Genomic DNA, 14009 nt, shown 5'->3' on the forward strand with positions numbered 1-14009 from the left:
CAAGACCCATCGCAAAATTAGTCAGCCACGTAGTGGAGTGTTAAACTGGCGTTCATCCCACGCCCCTTTATCGCTGGTATTCAATCGCCAGCACTAGAGTGAACGACAGCTCATTGATGATAAGGATGATATTCGACTCACATGGTTAAGACGCCAATACCACTGAAAAAGGCTAGCGCCGAACGCGCACCGCAGGCGAGCTCGGCTGCTACGTCACATTCCCAAGCGGTAGAAACTGGCGCGTCTAAGCGCAAAACAACAATCAAAAAGCGCGTCAAGCAAAGCCTTATCGCCACCACAGTGGCAGGTATGTTAGTGGGTATTGCGCTTACTGTATGGATTGTCAATAGTGAGACCGAAACCCTTATTCTGCGTGCCGCCAATTATGCCTTAAGCGGCATGGACAGTGAGCTAACCGATATTCGCTTAGGAAAAATGGGCTTAGCACATTGGCAAGTCAGTTCAGCTAACCTGCGCGTGCATGACTCGCACTTAGTGGTAAAAAATCTGGATGTTCAACTGGCATTAAGCTGGCCCCAAAGTATTGCAGAACTACTCCAGTTGGCCCAGCTTGATGTCTTGAGCCAAAAAATCAAACGCATTAGTACAGGTGAGATTGAAGTGGAGCTCGGTCAATCACTCTTTGAGCGAAGCCCCAATATTGCCGATGAACAAACGCCCGCAATAGCGCTAAACATCAACTCATTACCCTTAATTGAGATAGGTAAAACCACACTGAAGCTAAAGGCACAAGCCAATCACAGCGCCTATCAACTGGTGATGGAAAAACTTAGCCTTAATCATTATGGACAATTAACCACCGCCTTTAGCCATGAAGACGAGCCGCTTATCAGCTTAGCTGCAACACTCGGCAGCGATGAATGGACGTTAAAAAGTGAACTGAACATAGCGCCGCTGCTGGAGAGCCTGCATCAAATTAGCCTGCGCCAAACGCCAACCAGTATTCTTAGCCAATTGATACAATGGGATCAACAATGGCAAGCGCTTGGCATGACACTGAGTGGTCAGTTAGTCTCGCAAAGTACTTTCAAGCTCACGACGGGCGATATAAAGAGTGAGCATCAGTTTATCCAGCCGAGTGTCACTTTGGCGCATTTTGCAGACTTCACCTTAGCACCACAACCAACTCTGGCGTTTAATCTCAGTGGTTCATTAGCTGCACTGAATCTAACACTCGAGCCTTTTAGCCTTGCGTTAACGCCCAATGCCGCCCAACAAGCGCTGTTATTAGATGCCCTAAATCACTCTTTGCAGTTAAATGATACTGACTATCAAGCGCTTAACACTTTACTCTCAGGGCTTAAAAGCACCCAATCCCCTATTGGACTGGGATTCTTGATGACTGAGCCGCTGCATTATGCCTTGGCAAAATCAGATGAGCCGTTAACTTTACCCGCGGTGGAATTATCCACCTTAGGCAGTAAACTCGAGACGCACATTCGCCTCTCCAACACTAGTTTAAATAACAATAACTTAACCAAAGAGTCGGATGCTTGGATGTTGCAAACGCAGTGGCACATCGCGCTTCAACAAAATACTCCGCTCAACTTACGTGACCTTGACTTACACAAGCGCTGGCAAGATGCACCTCAAGCGTTAAATTGGGGCTCTGGCGCTTTGCAAACTGCTGGAGTTATTAGCCTTAATCAGTCAGCCCAAGGGATCGATTGGCAACTTAAGACAGCGCCCTTCTCTACTGAGTCAACGGATACACTGCAATTAACACTTAGGGATATTCAGCTAGATAAGGCAACACGAGCATCTGATCCTCAAAATAAACAAACCCAGTTGGGCTTAGGCAATATTGAACTAAACGCCAAGGCTCCACTCACATTTAGCTCAACATCATTTTCAGCACAGGATGCGACTACCGCGGCGGGGAGTCAATTTGCGCTTAACTTACCTCCAATGTCACTTAAACTGGCACAACTGCGTTTTAGCCAAGCGGTAGAAACGCTTGTAATAGACAATACCCATGCACAACACCAAACGCAGGCCTTAAATAACAACACGAAAACCAGTCTGAGTAGCCGCAGCGATATAACAGTGCAGGATGTTTCCCTTGGAGTATCACAGGGCGTGGCAGTGAATTTCTCGAGCCAAGACCCTTTTTTAACAGCGATTCAATCGAGCCAAATCAAAAATACACTCCACTGGCAAACCAAACAGTTATCAATTGAAAAGCAGCTCTCGACAAAGGGACGTACACGTAAACAAACTGTGCTTAAGCTGGATAACTTAGCCCTAGTGCAAGATTTACATTGGAAAAATAGCACGCTTATCGGCGATGAACACTGGCAAGTCGGCAATGTTCAACTACAAAGCCATCACCAATTGCAGTTCGCCAATGCAAACTTGCCACTGCTGTTAACTGGCCAGTGGGTTGTCGATACCAGCATGACAGAGGCACTATCTTTGCTTAATCAAACCCAGCCGTTACCCGCTGAGTTTAATATGACCGGGCATAACCAATTACAGGCACAATTTAAGCTGACACATCAGCCCGAACAAACCCAATTTGCGATGCAAATTACCCAGTCGATGACCGAGGTTGAAGGTTTTTACAAAGACATTCTCTTCGAGGGCGGTAAATTACAGGCCCAATGCGAGTTCACTTGGGGGCAATCCTATAAAACGCCGCAAGCGTCAGGCTATTTCAGCAGTTTAAGCCGACTGAACTGCCCGCAGACTATGATAAACTTTAACTTGTTTGATCCCGGCTTCCCCTTGACCGATATCGAAGTAGAGGCCGATATTGTCCTAGGCAAAGATGCAGAGAAGCTTCCCGACAATTGGTTGCAACAACTCACGGGTTTAAGTGATACCGACGTGTCGATGACCGCCAAGGGTAAAGTATTGAGCGGCCTGTTCTTACTCCCTGATTTTAATTTAAAATTGCAAGAGAAATCCCACGCCTATCTATTATTGCAGGGCATGAATCTTGAAGAAGTACTGCGAATTCAACCCCAAATAGGCATCTATGCCGATGGCATATTCGATGGCGTGTTACCCGTGGACTTAGTCGATGGTAAAGTGTCGATCAGCGGCGGCCAATTAGCGGCCCGCGCGCCTGGCGGTTTAATTGCCATATCTGGCAATCCAGCGGTCGATCAAATGCGCCAATCACAACCCTATCTCGACTTTGTATTTTCGGCACTCGAACACTTAGAATACAGCCAGTTATCCAGTAGTTTCGATATGGATCAAACTGGCGATGCCAACCTATTAGTGGAAGTCAAAGGTCGCAGCAAAGGGATTGAACGCCCTATCCACTTGAATTACTCTCATGAAGAGAACATGCTGCAATTATTCAGGAGCCTTCAGATTGGTAACGATCTGCAGGATAGAATCGAAAAATCCGTGAAGTAAAAGGAACCCTCAGTGAAGATCATTCAATTACAGCAAGTTAGTTTAGGTGCATTGCTGCTACTGGGCACATTGCAAGGCTGTGCGCCTACAGTAAAAATTGAGCCGCCGGATAAACCGATTGTGATTAATCTCAATGTGAAAATTGAACACGAGATAAAAATCAAAGTGGACAAGGAGCTAGACCAGCTTCTGTCAGATGATAAGTTGTTCTAATCACAAAGAATTAAGGAATATACGATGAAATCAATGTCACTCAAGACCCTGCTACAAAAGCCAACATTACTCCTGTTGCTCGGACTGAGTTTATTCAGTTTAAACGCCCTTGCCATGTCATTGCAGGAAGCCAAATCCCAAGGTTACTTAGGTGAGCAACTCAATGGCTATTTAGGTCTAGTGCAAAATAATAGCGATGCCAAAGCCGTGATGGATGAAGTCAACAACAAGCGCCGCGCTCACTACGAAACCATCGCCAAAAAGAATAATATTTCAGCCGCAGATGTCGCCAAATTAGCTGGTGAAAAAGCCATCGCGGCTACAGACAAAGGCAACTATGTGCAAAATGCTCAAGGCAAATGGGTTAAGAAATAGCCTGTTTTAATGACAATTGAGCACCGACTAAGCCCATCGAAGAACGCCTGCAATTGCAGGCGTTTTGTTTATCGAGATCGACCGCCACGTGCATGGTAATCCTCCTGATGGCTTTGCTCCCTCAAACTAACAGTACAGGTGTTATTTTCTGCTCTTTTTCTTGACGTAACAAAGCTATAGCTGACTCAAACTCCACAATCACACCACCCGCAGTTGTTTTAGCTTCATAGGCATCCTTAGTCCCTAGACTTCGTTTTAGCTCTACTTTGCCATCAAGGAACGGACGTAAATGCACTGAAATTTCCTTACGGATTTTCCAGATCCCAGACTTTAGATCGTGGTATGGTTGAGTCATAAATGCCATCGTTTTGTACCACCCTTTTGTACCACCTTAAGGTGCCAAAGGTTGGTGAGCCATTGGATTTAGCAACTATAATTCATAGGTTATGATAGAAAAGAAAAACCCGACCATGTGATCGGGTTCTTAGAATGTGGCGGGAGAGAGGGAGTCTACTTCATGATATAACGTATTGAAAAATATAACTAATATACACTACATGCAGGACTGCATTACTTTTTGCATTACTTCTGATTTTTGATATTTTCTTCAATTAGACCAATGACTTACCCTGAGAATTCGACTCCTCAACTCCAGTTCAAAATAACAAGGTAAGCATTTGTATTAAATAACTTTTATACATAATCTCAAAAGTCAATATAAATTTTGACACAATTTACGCTAGTCGTCATTTTTGACCAATATGCGCACATCTGTGATTTATTTTGATAGCTTCAATACCTAGATCAGACGTTCTTTGAGTAATGGGGTTATCACTAACAGCCAAGCAGTGAAGCTTAAAAAAGAATCTTACTCTGTAACTGGCAACGAATTATGAACATCATCTCTTCTCAATTTCTTTATAACGATAAGAAATAATTAAACTTATCCAAATCATTAAATTCTATTGGGGCATGATAGGGCTTGGTTACTTTGATAACGTCATCTTCAATAATCATGGTGAAACCACCACTTCGGATAACATTCCCCTGAATAGTATATTGATAATCGTTAAACTCTAACGCTTCGATTACCTCTGCCAGTTTCATAAATTACCTCATTTTTCCGTTTTTCATACTTGCACAACCAAACTAACACACAGGGGCAACCTAGGATACCTTACTTATCTTATTAGGACAGCTTCGGTCAGACTTTCCCCACATGCTCGACAAATCTAAAATTTAAAAGCGAGTGTCTAAAATTTAAAAGCGAGTGAATTATCACGCTAAGATATTTTATTTGCTGAAGTACTCTCTCTAAATGAGTTTAAAAGTACCAACATGAATTAGGACGAGTCTATTTAAGAAAGTGAAAGTATAATGATAGCCATCACTTCGCTCATTGTCATGCGGTCAGTACGTTGAAGTATACCAACGGTTAACATAACTTTCCCATTATCGAATAAAAACATCAAAAAATCATCGACATAATAATATACTTCTACTAATTTATGCATAGGCACTCCGGTGTAATGGGTTTCTCTTGGTCTAAAATTCTGAGCTCAACGAGGGCCATTTATTCGAATGTTCTTATCCGGAGTTTATGCACCCTATTCTTTATGGCTAAGTTTTTTCACAGTTTGATCTCTGGTGAGTTATGACGCAACAAGATTTGATTTTTATCGGTGATATTCATGGGCAAAACGGAAAGCTTCGTGCGCTGCTCGATCATCTCGACTTTATTGCGGATCCGCTTCAAGAACCTCGCCAGCTGGTTTTCATCGGCGATCTGATCGATAACGGCCCCGAGGTCGGAATCGATCATCAAGGGGTTTTAACCTTGGTCAAGGATCTATGCGATCAGGGACTCGCATGTTGCTTGATGGGAAACCATGAATTTAATGCCGTGGGTTGGGCACTAAAGCACCCAGATACAGGCTTACCGCTTCGCCGCCACAATGATAACAACCGCAAACAGCATCAACTTTTCCTTCAAGATGTGGACGAGGGAAGTGAGTTGCATAAAGCTTGGATTGACTGGTTTATGAAGCTGCCTCTCTTTTATGATTTTGGTCATGTCAGAGCTATTCATGCTTGCTGGCACGAGGCGACCATCCAAAGAATTCTGCCATATCTCAACGAGGATAACAGCTTGAAGGTTGAGCATTGGCCCAATGCCTTCGACGAGCGGCACGAGCTATATCAGCTATGTGAAATCTTGCTCAAGGGTCCAGAATTAGCATTACCACAGGGTTATAGCTTCCAGGATAAAACGGGGACTGAGCGTCACAGAGTCCGGATTAAATGGTGGAGTGAAGAGGCCAAAACCTATAGAGATATAGCCCAAGTACAGCCCAATATGGTCAATAGTATCCCCCCTATTCCACTGGCTGATGAACATTGCAATCCGATAATCGAGATACCAGTTGTTATTGGTCACTTCACCCTAGCAGGACTCCCTGCGCCACTCAGCGCTAAGGTGGTATGTGTCGATTACAACGCGGCCAGTGTGCAAGGAGAGCTGGTCGCTTACAGTTGGTGGAATGATGAGACGCAACATCAACTGCATGAGCGCAACTTTAATTACTTAAGCGACATGGAGTTTGGTCAAAAGGGAGTTGCGGCGATGAGGCTGTTATTTGACCAGCTTGCCGATCGCTATACCTCTGTACTATTAAAGCCAGAAAAATGCGAGGAGATCCGTCAGTGTCTGCTGAACCATTGGGATCCAGCCTTCGTCAACGGATTCGATGAGTGCAGTGACGAATATGACAACTATATAACCCCTTTGGCTACTTTGGCTCAACAAGCAAGCTGGGAGGAGTTATCCTGCTATCTTATGGCTATAACCAAAAGCTATTTCAATCAGGAGTTGGAGTCTGACGCTGCAGACCGATTAGCCAAACGCTTACGGCTGGTGATGAATTCAGAGCTGGATTGAGCGCAGAGGTATATCAACAATTTCTTAATTAGGAAAATAGATATGACACGATATTTGAAAGTGGGTGATAGTTGCAAAGTATGTAGTACTCCCCGAGTAGACATTAGCCATCAGACATTGCTCGAGATACTAGAGCTGAGCCCGTCGATTAAATCGATTCCACAGAGCGTGTTAGCAAAGGGGAAGGATTTTTATGCTATTTGCCCATGCTGCGATTCTTATGCATTAGGGATTGAATTGTCCACAGGCTTTCCATTCACCGAAGCCGATGGCAACATCACCAATATCCAAGAACTGACTTCAAGATCCGATTTGGCTTGGTAAATCACAAATGCTTATATACATAAACTCATCCAAACCAAGCGTTTATTCCCGAGTAAGAATGCATGACTATGAATCGACCATGTAGCAATTCATCGACTGTACGCCTAGCTTTTATACCACAGGATAGCATGCATCTCCCCAAAGTGTTTCAGGATGAGTCATCATTATTTCTATAATCAATGGCACAAGTTTACTGAGTAAACTAGCAGAATCTTTAAGTTGCTTGCGATTAACAGAGCTATTCCATGTTGCACCGCCATGGATTAATTGGTTGCGCATCGTATAGAGGCGGTTAAAAATAACACCAAGCAAAATAGGAGTATTACCACTCGACAAGGCGTGGCTCGCCATCTTTTTACCTTGCAAAAGCCGCTCTTTCCATTTGTCTTCAGTTATTTTACCGCTATGAAAATCCCAAAAACTTTGTAGCACAAACGGGGTATCAAGTAAGATACGGATACTGCCTGAAAATTCCCGCCAAACTAACTGATCTATCTGTTTTTGTTTATCTAACTCGCACAGCTTCTCTAAAAAACTTTTAAAAGATTCTTGTTCTGACAACTTAAATCGTTCATCAATCTCAGTGGCATAAGCAGCATTAAATGCTATCCAGAGAAAAATAAAACGACCATCGTCATCATCCGCCATTTCAGCTCGTTGCAACCAGCTTAACGCTCGATGAACTCGCAAGTTAAGATTGATCGGTGACTGTTCACGTAATATCCTTTGTTGATTTTTTAGCTGTACAAAATCCATTGCTATTTGTCCCTTTAAGATTTTTCTCAGCAATGAGAACTCGTTCAATATATAAACCATAAACGAGTTGCCACATGTTAAGTAAACAATCGTTCGACTCGTTATTCAATCAATAACTGTACTTCGACTCTGCGATTTCTTGGATCTGAAGGTTCTATACCTTCCAAAGGTTTGGACTCACCATATCCAGCAACGACTATACGCTTAGATGTACTAGCGTCTAATGTACCAATTAACTCCCTCCTAGCTTCTCTAGCTCTTGCTGCAGAGAGAGTGAAGTTATCATCATAAACAGTACAAAATCTTTGATAATCAGTCACTGGTCGGCTAACAGGAATATTATCTGTGTAACCTTCTACCAAAATTTTTGCTTTAGGATTGTCGAGCAAAAAACTGACCAATTGAGCTTGTATTGCATTTACCGCTGCTTTGGATTCAGTATTGAGGCAAGCGCTCCCCCGTTCAAAAACACCATCACGGAGAGTTAACCTTCTCGTAGCTTTATCTAAAGCGATGAGTTCTGATGCATTAGAGTTTCGTAACATTTCATCTAATAATGTAGTCACCTTCAGTAATGGATCATCTTTCTTTTCCGACGCTTTAGCTAACTCCTCTTTGTAACGAAGATCACTCATGCTTTTTTGCAAAACTGCCACAACAAGCAATAGCATTACTACAGCCATTACTCCAGCCATAAGGTCTGAAATGGCTATCCATTCACTAGGTTTTTCTTTCATATCATTTCATCAGTTTGGCTCACGCCACTTCAGACTCCAGTGGACCATTACTTGCTTCTAGTACTTCGCGTACTTTTTGAATTTCTGAGAGAAGAGCTTGTTGATTAATTGTAATTTCTGGTAACGGACTCAATGCTAGTAATAGTTGTTGTGAGTGGGGAGATGTATTAAGTAATCGAATTAATTCTGGTAGTGCTAACAAAGACTGAATAATTGTATCTGAACGTTCAATCGCTCCATTTACTGCGCTTTCAAGTTTTAGACTATTTTTATCCAGATTCTCATTGCTTGATATGAAATCCTGTCTAAACTGTACTAACTCTGTTCGAAGCAAATCTTGATGAGCTGAAAGTTCCACTAATGGTGCTAAAGCTATAGGTAAGTTTGACAGATTGCAAATGACTTCTTGTAAATGCAATTCATTTTTCTTAAGCGAATCACCAATACTACGCATTTTCTGATTAGAATCAGAAATTGCTCTTAGCCCATCTTGAATAGTATTACTCACCTTCTCACTATTCTCTGTAGCCATTGCAATATTTTCATTTAATATGGAGCTAGACATAACAAACTCCTTACTGACCTCTTTTTGCATCATAAAAGTTTTTTCAATGGAGTCTTTCACATCGCCCATGGTTTGTTTAACATCTGAAGATAGAACAGAAAGAGCAGTAGATATATCTCTCGTTGCAGATCCAAGTTGAGAACTTCCTCGCTCCAATGTTTCGGATGCTTGTAAGCTCATATCGTTAATCGCCTTGCCTAAATCGTTGCGCACATTATCCAGTACTTCAGTAAATTGAGCCTGGAATGAGTCTATTGCACCAACTAACTCATTAGCCGCAATCCCAACTTGATTAGCACCACTAGCCATATGCTGAGCAGCCTCACTCATATTTTCGACCACTTTTTGGGTGTTATAGGTAAAGTCATGCATTGCGATATTTGTAGCTTGGGATTCAACATGAACAAGTTTGACACTTTCTTTGACTTCCTTCGTTGCGATGCAAACATGCTCTACAGCTAACTCAACACGTTTAAGACTGCTCTCAATGATCTTCCTAGTTTGCGAATGAGAATGACTAAATTCATCATTGAATTTCTGAAATCCTTCTTGAATTACAACTTGACCACTCAACTTCAGCGCTTCAATATCCTCACGTAAATGAGTCGAAAATTGCTCAAGCGAATGTAAACCTTGTTCATGTTGAACTTTATGCTGAGCTCTCAACTGATTAAACTCAGCAGATAACACTTCGGTTATATTGCGCGAGGCTATAGCTATTGTAGAAAATAAAGCAGCTTGCTTTTCTGAGCTCAAATCTAAGTTTTGTTGTTTTCGTTTCTCTAGTTCAACTTTTACTTTGCTAATGACCCAATTGAGGCGCTTTTCGTCAAAACGCGCAAATTCGCTCCATATTTTAAGAAATATAAAACCTGTAATGCCCCAAGTAGAGGTTTTAAATTTTGTACCTAATCCATTCAGTAGACCTAACAAGTGCTGCATACTGTCTGCAGCACCTGTAGCATCAAGCGCATTTGGCTGACCCAGAATATTAGATGCATGATTAAGTGCCATACCTAATCCAAGAAATGTGCCGAGCAATCCTACAACTAGTAGTAAGCTAGGCATTAATTCCACCAACTTTTCAGGAGCAGTCGCAACTGCATTCCACAAATCAGTTACACTACCATGCTCAATTTCGATGTTATCTCTTGGCTTATTAGGTGTTCCACGATTCCATTTGACCTCCCACGACTTAGGCTTTGCAATCACATGAGCACTAATTATCGTAAATGACATCATGAAAAGGATAAGAAATAGGAAAGTTACTTGAAGCGGATCGCTAAGATCAGGGATTAAAAAATTTAGCACGGCATCAAAGTTCATACCGCTACCTCTAAAATAGCATCCATACGGTCTTTAGCTTCTTGCTGGAAAATGTTTGCATAGTCTGTGATAAGTGATTGGTCACCTTCCTCTAATGCACTGAAGGGAATATTATGTTCAGCACACTCGATAAGTAACTTCCCAATATACTGTCCATCTTCCAGTAAATAACTGCGGTCATCACTTTCAATCTGTTCTTCAGTTTTCTCCAATAATTGTAAAAAACCTTCCGCTGCACCAACATATCTTTCTACATCACGTTGTTGGCTCGCTAAGCTGTCGAGTGCTTGCTTTTGTTCAGGAACGCTATTTTCAAGTATGGATAGCTGAGATGACTCTTCATTTGATAGTTCTTCTTGGATTTTTTTAGCTAAGACAAGGCGATTTAATAGCATTTTATCTTTAGCATAGCTTGCATTTGCCTTAGCCCATTCATCTCCCAACGATTGAGCTTGTTTTGCCCAGGAAGCAATCAGTTCTTCAAAAACAAAAGGTGTCAATTTTTTATTGTAAAGTCGGGTTAAAACTCGGTCTAAACGTTCAGCGGCATTTTTGCTAAGTTCTGGGTTTGACTTGATAAGATCTGAAGCAATACGAATTAGAAACAGGTCATCTGAACTCAAATCGTCCACTGTTAATGCCGAACGTAACTTCTTATCCGACATATTAAGTAACTTTTGGGTAGCCCGAAGACGCAAATAATGCTCAAAATCGGTAGGTTCTGCTTCAATTGCCATACCTAATTCTTTTTTAGCAATTTCAAAATCATTTATTGCAGATGCTAACTCTAGATTATGCCGTTGATCTTGAGGAATCACTTCATCTTCTGCAAATCTCAGCTCAGCCTGATGTTGCTTCGCAAGAACTAACTCATCTTCAGTAAGCAAGTCATTCGCTTGCTCCATGTCATCTTGTTGTTTGTTTTTGTCTAAAAGATCTTCTCGGTTTTTCTGCCACCGCTGAGCCAATTTAATGGCCCATTTGATGGCTGCATCCATTTTTTTTGCAATTGGAGATTTTTCAAATGCAGTCAATGCGCCTAGCCCTTTCTCTAGCATCACTAGGGCTGAACGCATCCATGGATATGGGGCTAGTTTTGATGCGTTAAGTAAAGCAGTCCGAATATGCTGCACAAAAGGTTTTACTACTTTCCAAGCTTTTTTTACGCCACCAATAAATACCTCAGCTTTCTCAGCCATCCATCCAACAACTTTCCCAGCGACATTCTTGGCAGTCTCATATGCTGAACTAACAACATTTGAGACTGTACTTACCGCTGAACTAACAAAATTACACACATTACTGACCCAACTCATTTACTCTCTCCTTTTGTTTTATTCTTCTATTCCGTCAGTCCAAGTAGACGTCTACCTGCATCAACATTATTTGCATTACTTACTACATTTTTACGGTTAATTCCGACGTTACTGTTTGCAGAGCGTACATCAGCTATCGCCGACTCAAAATGTTGCCATTTCACTATTGGCTCTTTATGGCATTCAACTAGAGCCCTTGGAAAAGCAGTGCGTAGCACTGTTCGAATTTCTCGTCCTGATAATCCATCTGATGCATGCGCACAACGTTCAATAATGTCATGGCGATCTTCTTCAAGCGGTACGCCAGGAACTAACATCCTGTGCCACAAGCGTTTACGGCCTTCAATATCCGGAAGTTTAAACTCGATGTGATAACGAATACGGCTTACAAAAGCGTTATCATAATTTTTTGCAAAATTCGTTGCAAAAACCACTATTCCATCAAATCGTTCTAATTCAATAAGTAACGTTGAACGCATAGCGTTTATTTCATTATCTATTCCTTGGGTAACGGATGATAATCTCGCTCCAAGTAAGGTATCTGCTTCGTCGAAGAAAATAACTGCGCCTTCTATCGCGGCAGCTTTGAATGCCAAAGAGATATTCTTAGCTGTTTCACCAACATATTTACTTTCCAGTTCCGAAATTCCTATGTGGAAATATTGACGTCCTAAAGTACCTGCAAGAGCTTCTGCAGCCAGTGTTTTCCCTGTTCCTGGTGGCCCATACAAGTTGAGCACCATATTACGTCCCATAGGATCTACAGCTTCAAATCCCCAGTCCGTGTAAATCGTTTTGTGATGACGCATAGCGCCAATTGCTTCCTCAAACATTCGGCGCGTTTCTGGAGCTAAAATAACATCACTCTCAAGTGTAATTCGTGGTGTTCGTAACTCGTAGGGCAATAATTGCTGTTCATGCATTGCGTTGTCGCTCATGAATTATTTCATTCCTTTCAAAATTTTAATGATGACTAGCCGGCACTTGAGAGCCTTGTGCATATTCGGTAGATGAGCAAATTGAGGGGTGGGCATGCAGGCTATGTGCTGCAAAATATTGCTGCGACCCACAACAGAATCGGAAAATTTGGTGATGACTTCTTGAGACATGCAACAATCCTTATCACAAAGCCAGAAATATAGACTGCGTCAATCCCTGACAAAAAATTAAAAGTACTGATTATCTTACGAAGATATTGGTCAATTTCGATAAACCAGTCTCAATCATCGTTGCAGGACGTTTTTCAAGCGCCCCACCACACTTAGGACATACATCAAACCAGTTGTAGCCACGCGTAATAACATCACTTTTGAACACTACTGTTTTGTGCCAGTCGCAATTAGAACAAATAAATGTCGTGCAAGGGGGAGGAACAGGCATGGTAATCCTTACGCAAGCTTGAATGTGACACATGCTACACGATAAGACTCAACCTTTTCTACTCACTAAGATCATATTTTTAATAAATATTTGCACTATAAATTACGGCGTTTTCATCTTTGCTGTATATGCATTACTCAGCAACAGATCTGCAACTACATTAAGGTATACACAAACACATTAACTTAAACATCAGTGGCATCATGCAGGTGTAGTCGCCACTTACCAGACTAGATAGAAATCTTGCTTCACAATTTCAATTAGACATGCGGTGTTTAAAATTTATTACTTAAAATTAACGTGTTATAGTATTTGAAATTTAAAATAAGGTAGCCAGAATGGACTCAAAAGCTCAAAACATGCGTCAAAAAGTGCAGCAAATTTTAGATAGTAACGCACTGCACTCTCATCAAATCAATGCTGCACAGAAAACTTTTAATGCATTATCAAGTGAGCAAGTCAGGGCCGTTGTTACTGCCGCGGAAATGCAAGCGGGTAAATCAGGAATTGCGCTGGCATTATGCTGTCTGCAGCGGTTGAGCTTAACTGATGCACAAATTTGTGACCGTACACAACTTAAAGACACTCTCTATCTTGTCACGATGCCTGATACTGCATTAAAAGAGCAAGCTGAAGCAGATCTTAAGTTAGCCAAAAACGTCGTCGTGAGTAACTTCGTCAATTTTGAA

14 protein-coding genes and 1 pseudogene are annotated in these 14009 nt (G+C 41.8%); 6 read left to right on the top strand and 9 right to left on the bottom strand.

All coding sequences use genetic code 11. The features are described 5' to 3' along the window. The first annotated feature begins 141 nt into the window (after positions 1 to 141). Genes SHEWPOL2_RS09085 through SHEWPOL2_RS09095 form a run of 3 tightly spaced genes read left to right on the top strand, consistent with a single transcriptional unit; the run spans position 142 to position 3978 of the window. Entirely contained in the window at positions 142 to 3390 is a 3249-nt protein-coding gene (locus SHEWPOL2_RS09085; RefSeq protein WP_037427781.1) for a YdbH domain-containing protein, read from the top strand. 12 nt (positions 3391 to 3402) lie between these two features. Beyond that, the gene (locus SHEWPOL2_RS09090; RefSeq protein WP_011072131.1) at positions 3403 to 3603 is read left to right on the top strand and encodes a YnbE family lipoprotein; all 201 of its coding nucleotides are present in this window, start codon (positions 3403 to 3405) and stop codon (positions 3601 to 3603) included. A 24-nt stretch (positions 3604 to 3627) separates the two neighbouring features. Further along, positions 3628 to 3978 (top strand): YdbL family protein, encoded by a 351-nt coding sequence (locus SHEWPOL2_RS09095; RefSeq protein ID WP_037417891.1) that lies wholly within the window; start codon positions 3628 to 3630, stop codon positions 3976 to 3978. A gap of 121 nt (positions 3979 to 4099) precedes the next feature. Here the strand turns inward: SHEWPOL2_RS09095 and SHEWPOL2_RS09100 are convergent, their stop codons facing one another. The 3 genes from SHEWPOL2_RS09100 to SHEWPOL2_RS22880 all read right to left on the bottom strand — a co-directional run bounded on the left by SHEWPOL2_RS09100 (position 4100) and on the right by SHEWPOL2_RS22880 (position 5492). Then, positions 4100 to 4333 carry a DUF6538 domain-containing protein gene (locus tag SHEWPOL2_RS09100; protein WP_226871878.1) on the bottom strand — a complete coding sequence of 78 codons (234 nt, stop codon included), beginning with the start codon at positions 4331 to 4333 and terminating at the stop codon, positions 4100 to 4102. Between the two features lie 563 nt (positions 4334 to 4896). After that, positions 4897 to 5085: a hypothetical protein gene (locus SHEWPOL2_RS09105; protein ID WP_037427785.1), complete on the bottom strand. Its 189-nt coding sequence runs from the start codon at positions 5083 to 5085 to the stop codon at positions 4897 to 4899. 251 nt (positions 5086 to 5336) lie between these two features. Beyond that, entirely contained in the window at positions 5337 to 5492 is a 156-nt protein-coding gene (locus SHEWPOL2_RS22880) for a hypothetical protein (RefSeq protein ID WP_157173869.1), read from the bottom strand. Positions 5493 to 5632: 140 nt separating this feature from the next. Here SHEWPOL2_RS22880 and SHEWPOL2_RS09110 point away from each other — a divergent pair, with 140 nt between their 5' ends. Next, entirely contained in the window at positions 5633 to 6916 is a 1284-nt protein-coding gene (locus tag SHEWPOL2_RS09110) for a metallophosphoesterase (RefSeq protein WP_037427788.1), read from the top strand. Positions 6917 to 6958: 42 nt separating this feature from the next. Then, positions 6959 to 7240 (top strand): hypothetical protein, encoded by a 282-nt coding sequence (locus SHEWPOL2_RS09115; protein ID WP_037427790.1) that lies wholly within the window; start codon positions 6959 to 6961, stop codon positions 7238 to 7240. A 111-nt stretch (positions 7241 to 7351) separates the two neighbouring features. Here SHEWPOL2_RS09115 and SHEWPOL2_RS09120 read toward each other — a convergent pair whose 3' ends face one another. The 6 genes from SHEWPOL2_RS09120 to SHEWPOL2_RS22885 form a co-directional block, all read right to left on the bottom strand. Further along, complete coding sequence (locus SHEWPOL2_RS09120; protein ID WP_037427791.1) at positions 7352 to 7996, bottom strand: HEPN domain-containing protein; 645 nt, start codon at positions 7994 to 7996, stop codon at positions 7352 to 7354. Between the two features lie 101 nt (positions 7997 to 8097). Then, entirely contained in the window at positions 8098 to 8733 is a 636-nt protein-coding gene (locus tag SHEWPOL2_RS09125; protein WP_023268028.1) for an OmpA family protein, read from the bottom strand. Between the two features lie 19 nt (positions 8734 to 8752). Next, positions 8753 to 10624, bottom strand: coding sequence for a hypothetical protein (locus tag SHEWPOL2_RS22255; RefSeq protein WP_050991332.1), 1872 nt, complete (start codon positions 10622 to 10624; stop codon positions 8753 to 8755). Further along, positions 10621 to 11940 carry a hypothetical protein gene (locus SHEWPOL2_RS09135; protein WP_037427793.1) on the bottom strand — a complete coding sequence of 440 codons (1320 nt, stop codon included), beginning with the start codon at positions 11938 to 11940 and terminating at the stop codon, positions 10621 to 10623. The genes SHEWPOL2_RS22255 and SHEWPOL2_RS09135 overlap by 4 nt, the downstream gene beginning before the upstream one ends. 26 nt (positions 11941 to 11966) lie before the next feature. Further along, the gene (locus SHEWPOL2_RS09140) at positions 11967 to 12878 is read right to left on the bottom strand and encodes an ATP-binding protein (RefSeq protein WP_050991333.1); all 912 of its coding nucleotides are present in this window, start codon (positions 12876 to 12878) and stop codon (positions 11967 to 11969) included. A 3-nt stretch (positions 12879 to 12881) separates the two neighbouring features. After that, on the bottom strand, positions 12882 to 13049 hold the full coding sequence (locus SHEWPOL2_RS22885) for a hypothetical protein (RefSeq protein ID WP_156143207.1): 168 nt from the start codon (positions 13047 to 13049) through the stop codon (positions 12882 to 12884). Positions 13050 to 13658: 609 nt separating this feature from the next. Here SHEWPOL2_RS22885 and SHEWPOL2_RS09145 point away from each other — a divergent pair. Next, a pseudogene (locus SHEWPOL2_RS09145) lies at positions 13659 to 14009 on the top strand (glutathione synthase); the annotation flags it as partial.

It is taken from the genome of Shewanella sp. POL2, from assembly GCF_000282755.1.
GTDB classification, from domain to species: domain Bacteria; phylum Pseudomonadota; class Gammaproteobacteria; order Enterobacterales; family Shewanellaceae; genus Shewanella; species Shewanella xiamenensis.

Coding starts and splice junctions, on each gene's coding strand:
- SHEWPOL2_RS09085 (WP_037427781.1), top strand. CDS start 142: ATGGTTAAGACGCCAATACCACTGAAAAAGGCTAGCGCCGAACGCGCA.
- SHEWPOL2_RS09095 (WP_037417891.1), top strand. CDS start 3,628: ATGAAATCAATGTCACTCAAGACCCTGCTACAAAAGCCAACATTACTC.
- SHEWPOL2_RS09100 (WP_226871878.1), bottom strand. CDS start 4,333: ATGACTCAACCATACCACGATCTAAAGTCTGGGATCTGGAAAATCCGT.
- SHEWPOL2_RS09105 (WP_037427785.1), bottom strand. CDS start 5,085: ATGAAACTGGCAGAGGTAATCGAAGCGTTAGAGTTTAACGATTATCAA.
- SHEWPOL2_RS22880 (WP_157173869.1), bottom strand. CDS start 5,492: ATGCATAAATTAGTAGAAGTATATTATTATGTCGATGATTTTTTGATG.
- SHEWPOL2_RS09110 (WP_037427788.1), top strand. CDS start 5,633: ATGACGCAACAAGATTTGATTTTTATCGGTGATATTCATGGGCAAAAC.
- SHEWPOL2_RS09115 (WP_037427790.1), top strand. CDS start 6,959: ATGACACGATATTTGAAAGTGGGTGATAGTTGCAAAGTATGTAGTACT.
- SHEWPOL2_RS09120 (WP_037427791.1), bottom strand. CDS start 7,996: ATGGATTTTGTACAGCTAAAAAATCAACAAAGGATATTACGTGAACAG.
- SHEWPOL2_RS09125 (WP_023268028.1), bottom strand. CDS start 8,733: ATGAAAGAAAAACCTAGTGAATGGATAGCCATTTCAGACCTTATGGCT.
- SHEWPOL2_RS22255 (WP_050991332.1), bottom strand. CDS start 10,624: ATGAACTTTGATGCCGTGCTAAATTTTTTAATCCCTGATCTTAGCGAT.
- SHEWPOL2_RS09135 (WP_037427793.1), bottom strand. CDS start 11,940: ATGAGTTGGGTCAGTAATGTGTGTAATTTTGTTAGTTCAGCGGTAAGT.
- SHEWPOL2_RS09140 (WP_050991333.1), bottom strand. CDS start 12,878: ATGAGCGACAACGCAATGCATGAACAGCAATTATTGCCCTACGAGTTA.
- SHEWPOL2_RS22885 (WP_156143207.1), bottom strand. CDS start 13,049: ATGTCTCAAGAAGTCATCACCAAATTTTCCGATTCTGTTGTGGGTCGC.